Below are 5,182 nucleotides of genomic sequence, written 5' to 3' on the forward strand. Positions count from 1 at the left end.
GCCCTGGCCACTGTGTGGTTGGGGCTGGGATTCCTTTGGTTGATTGATATCGCGAGTGTCAGCTCGCGGTTCTCAGCTGCGATCAAATCATCTACGGAGAGTTTGATCCTGGCTCAGGACGAACGCTGGCGGCGTGCTTAACACATGCAAGTCGAACGGTGAACCACTTCGGTGGGGATCAGTGGCGAACGGGTGAGTAACACGTGGGCAACCTGCCCTCAGCTCTGGGATAACTCCAAGAAATTGGGGCTAATACCGGATGTGACCGCTGACCGCATGGTCTGGTGGTGGAAAGATTTATCGGCTGAGGATGGGCCCGCGGCCTATCAGCTTGTTGGTGGGGTAGTGGCCTACCAAGGCGACGACGGGTAGCCGGCCTGAGAGGGTGACCGGCCACACTGGGACTGAGACACGGCCCAGACTCCTACGGGAGGCAGCAGTGGGGAATATTGCGCAATGGGCGGAAGCCTGACGCAGCGACGCCGCGTGGGGGATGACGGCCTTCGGGTTGTAAACCTCTTTCAGCAGGGACGAAGCGAGAGTGACGGTACCTGCAGAAGAAGCACCGGCCAACTACGTGCCAGCAGCCGCGGTAATACGTAGGGTGCAAGCGTTGTCCGGAATTATTGGGCGTAAAGAGCTCGTAGGCGGTTCGTCGCGTCGGCTGTGAAAACCTGAGGCTCAACCTCAGGCCTGCAGTCGATACGGGCGGACTTGAGTTCGGCAGGGGAGACTGGAATTCCTGGTGTAGCGGTGAAATGCGCAGATATCAGGAGGAACACCGGTGGCGAAGGCGGGTCTCTGGGCCGAAACTGACGCTGAGGAGCGAAAGCGTGGGGAGCGAACAGGATTAGATACCCTGGTAGTCCACGCCGTAAACGTTGGGCGCTAGGTGTGGGGCTCATTCCACGAGTTCCGTGCCGCAGCTAACGCATTAAGCGCCCCGCCTGGGGAGTACGGCCGCAAGGCTAAAACTCAAAGGAATTGACGGGGGCCCGCACAAGCGGCGGAGCATGTTGCTTAATTCGATGCAACGCGAAGAACCTTACCTAGGCTTGACATGCACGGAAATCCTCCAGAGATGGGGGGTCCGTAAGGGCCGTGCACAGGTGGTGCATGGTTGTCGTCAGCTCGTGTCGTGAGATGTTGGGTTAAGTCCCGCAACGAGCGCAACCCTCGTTCTATGTTGCCAGCGAGTAATGTCGGGGACTCATAGGAGACTGCCGGGGTCAACTCGGAGGAAGGTGGGGATGACGTCAAATCATCATGCCCCTTATGTCTAGGGCTGCAAACATGCTACAATGGCCGGTACAAAGGGCTGCGATACCGCGAGGTGGAGCGAATCCCAAAAAGCCGGTCTCAGTTCGGATTGGGGTCTGCAACTCGACCCCATGAAGTTGGAGTCGCTAGTAATCGCAGATCAGCAACGCTGCGGTGAATACGTTCCCGGGCCTTGTACACACCGCCCGTCACGTCACGAAAGTCGGTAACGCCCGAAGCCGGTGGCCCAACCCTTGTGGAGGGAGCCGTCGAAGGCGGGATCGGCGATTGGGACGAAGTCGTAACAAGGTAGCCGTACCGGAAGGTGCGGCTGGATCACCTCCTTTCTAAGGAGCACTGGCCGCCACACTGGTTGTGGTGGTCCAGAGCCGCGCCCACACCGTGATCGGTGCCCCGTCTGGGGGTGCCGGCGGAGCGTGTGGGGTGGTGCTCGAGGGTGGAACGCTGACTCGTTCGGCCGGCGGCCTGGTGCTGCCCCTAGTACTGCACACACTTGTGTGTGCGTGGAGCGGGGTGGGAGTGGGTGGTTGGTCGTAGGCACGCTGTTGGGTCCTGAGGGAGCGGGTGACCGTTTCTTCTTGTCAGGGCCTTCCTGTTGTCGTACCGCCCGGGTTTGTCCGGGGCTGGCGGTGGCGTGGTGGGGGGTTGCTGGTCGTACGTTGAGAACTGCACAGTGGACGCGAGCATCTTCTGACTCTGTTTGCAGAGTTCAAGTGTTGTAGGCCCGTCTCATCATTTCCTTCCGGGGGTGTGGGGCGGGATTTTTGTGTGGCCAAGTTGTTAAGGGCACACGGTGGATGCCTGGGCACCAGGAGCCGATGAAGGACGTAGGAGGCTGCGATAAGCCTCGGGGAGCTGTCAACCGAGCGTTGATCCGAGGATTTCCGAATGGGGGAACCCCGCACCAGTCATGTGGTGTGACCCGCGCCTGAACACATAGGGCGTGTGGAGGGAACGTGGGGAAGTGAAACATCTCAGTACCCACAGGAAGAGAAAACAACAGTGATTCCGTGAGTAGTGGCGAGCGAAAGCGGAAGAGGCTAAACCGATCGCATGTGATAGCCGGCAGGCGTTGTGTGGTCGGGGTCGTGGGACAGTTCTGCATCCTCTGCCGGGGGTGCGGGGAGTCATAAAGGACTTGTGTTAGTGGAAGGCCTCTGGAAAGGGTCGCCGTAGAGGGTGAGAGCCCCGTACACGAAAACGCAGTCCCTCCCGAACTTGTTTCCCAAGTAGCACCGAGCCCGTGAAATTCGGTGTGAATCCGGCGGGACCACCCGCTAAGCCTGAATACTCCCTGGTGACCGATAGCGGACAAGTACCGTGAGGGAAAGGTGAAAAGTACCCCGGGAGGGGAGTGAAATAGTACCTGAAACCGTGTGCCTACAAGCCGTGAGAGCCTTATCCACTTCGGTGGAGGGGTGATTGCGTGCCTTTTGAAGAATGAGCCTGCGAGTTAGCGGTACGTGGCGAGGTTAACCCGTGTGGGGTAGCCGTAGCGAAAGCGAGTCCGAACAGGGCGTGTGAGTCGCGTGCTCTAGACCCGAAGCCGAGTGATCTACCCATGGCCAGGTTGAAGCGCGGGTAAGACCGCGTGGAGGACCGAACCCACCAGGGTTGAAAACCTGGGGGATGAGCTGTGGGTAGGGGTGAAAGGCCAATCAAACTCGGTGATAGCTGGTTCTCCCCGAAATGCATTTAGGTGCAGCGTCACGTGTTTCTTGCCGGAGGTAGAGCACTGGATGGCCGATGGGCCCCACAAGGTTACTGACGTCAACCAAACTCCGAATGCCGGTAAGTGAGAGCGTGGCAGTGAGACTGCGGGCGATAAGGTTCGTAGTCGAGAGGGAAACAGCCCAGATCATCGGCTAAGGCCCCTAAGCGTGTGCTAAGTGGAAAAGGATGTGGGATCGCAGAGACAACCAGGAGGTTGGCTTAGAAGCAGCCACCCTTGAAAGAGTGCGTAATAGCTCACTGGTCAAGTGGTTCCGCGCCGACAATGTAGCGGGGCTCAAGCACACCGCCGAAGCCGTGGCATTCACACGTTCGCCCGCCGACACCTCTCGGGGTGCCGGCCAGGTGTGTGGATGGGTAGGGGAGCGTCGTGTGGCGGTGGAAGCGGCGGAGTGATCCAGCCGTGGACGCCACACGAGTGAGAATGCAGGCATGAGTAGCGAGAGGGGAGTGAGAACCTCCCCCGCCGGAAGACCAAGGGTTCCTGGGCCAGGCTAATCCGCCCAGGGTGAGTCGGGACCTAAGGCGAGGCCGACAGGCGTAGTCGATGGACAACGGGTTGATATTCCCGTACCCGCGAAGGAACGCCCATGCTGAACCCAGCGATGCTAACCCACCGAAGCCGGTGAGCCCACTTGTGGGCGATCCGGTGGAGCTGGGGACCCGGACTGGTAGTAGGCAAGCGATGGGGTGACGCAGGAAGGTAGTCCTACCGGTGAGTGGTAGTACCGGTGCAAGGGTGTGGCCCGCGGAATAGGCAAATCCGTTCCGCATGAGGGTGAGGCCCGACGCATAGCCGATTGAGGCGAATTGGATGATCCTATGCTGCCGAGAAAAGCCTCTAGCGAGTTCCGAGCGGCCCGTACCCCAAACCAACTCAGGTGGTCAGGTAGAGAATACCGAGGCGATCGAGCGAACTGTGGTTAAGGAACTCGGCAAAATGCCCCCGTAACTTCGGGAGAAGGGGGGCCATCTGCTGTGAACCGCCTTGCGCGGGGCAGCGGTGGGTGGCCGCAGAGACCAGTGAGAAGCGACTGTTTACTAAAAACACAGGTCCGTGCGAAGTCGTAAGACGATGTATACGGACTGACGCCTGCCCGGTGCTGGAACGTTAAGGGGACGGGTTAGCCGCAAGGCGAAGCTCAGAACTCAAGCGCCAGTAAACGGCGGTGGTAACTATAACCATCCTAAGGTAGCGAAATTCCTTGTCGGGTAAGTTCCGACCTGCACGAATGGCGTAACGACTTCTCAGCTGTCTCAACCACAGGCTCGGCGAAATTGCACTACGAGTAAAGATGCTCGTTACGCGCGGCAGGACGGAAAGACCCCGGGACCTTTACTATAGCTTGATATTGGTGTTCGGTTCGGCTTGTGTAGGATAGGTGGGAGACTGCGAAGCGGGCACGCCAGTGTTCGTGGAGTCGCCGTTGAAATACCACTCTGGTCGAATTGGATGTCTAACCTCGGTCCGTGATCCGGATCAGGGACAGTGTCAGGTGGGTAGTTTAACTGGGGCGGTTGCCTCCCAAAATGTAACGGAGGCGCCCAAAGGTTCCCTCAGCCTGGTTGGCAATCAGGTGTCGAGTGCAAGTGCACAAGGGAGCTTGACTGCGAGACCGACGGGTCGAGCAGGAGCGAAAGCTGGGACTAGTGACCCGGCACCGGCATGTGGAAGCGGTGTCGCTCAACGGATAAAAGGTACCCCGGGGATAACAGGCTGATCTTCCCCAAGAGTCCATATCGACGGGATGGTTTGGCACCTCGATGTCGGCTCGTCGCATCCTGGGGCTGGAGTAGGTCCCAAGGGTTGGGCTGTTCGCCCATTAAAGCGGTACGCGAGCTGGGTTTAGAACGTCGTGAGACAGTTCGGTCCCTATCCGCCGTGCGCGTAAGAGACTTGAGAAGAGCTGTCCCTAGTACGAGAGGACCGGGACGGACGAACCTCTGGTGTGCCAGTTGTACCGCCAGGTGCACTGCTGGTTAGCTACGTTCGGCAGGGATAACCGCTGAAAGCATCTAAGCGGGAAGCTCGCTTCAAGATGAGGTCTCTCACCGGGTTAACCGGGTAAGGCCCCCGCCCAGACCAGCGGGTTGATAGGCCGGAAGTGGAAGCACCGCAAGGTGTGGAGCTGACCGGTACTAACAGGCCGAGGGCTTGACCACACACACC

At 59.1% G+C, this 5,182-nt stretch carries 2 rRNA genes; both read left to right on the plus strand.

The features are described 5' to 3' along the window. The first annotated feature begins 90 nt into the window (after positions 1-90). Positions 91-1,607: ribosomal RNA gene (locus tag ACI8AG_RS20420) — 16S ribosomal RNA — on the plus strand. Positions 1,608-2,051: 444 nt separating this feature from the next. Further along, positions 2,052-5,175: ribosomal RNA gene (locus ACI8AG_RS20425) — 23S ribosomal RNA — on the plus strand. Together the 16S and 23S rRNA genes form the textbook arrangement of a ribosomal RNA operon. The last annotated feature ends 7 nt before the right edge of the window (positions 5,176-5,182 follow it).

Source organism: Blastococcus sp. SYSU DS0552 (assembly GCF_054050815.1).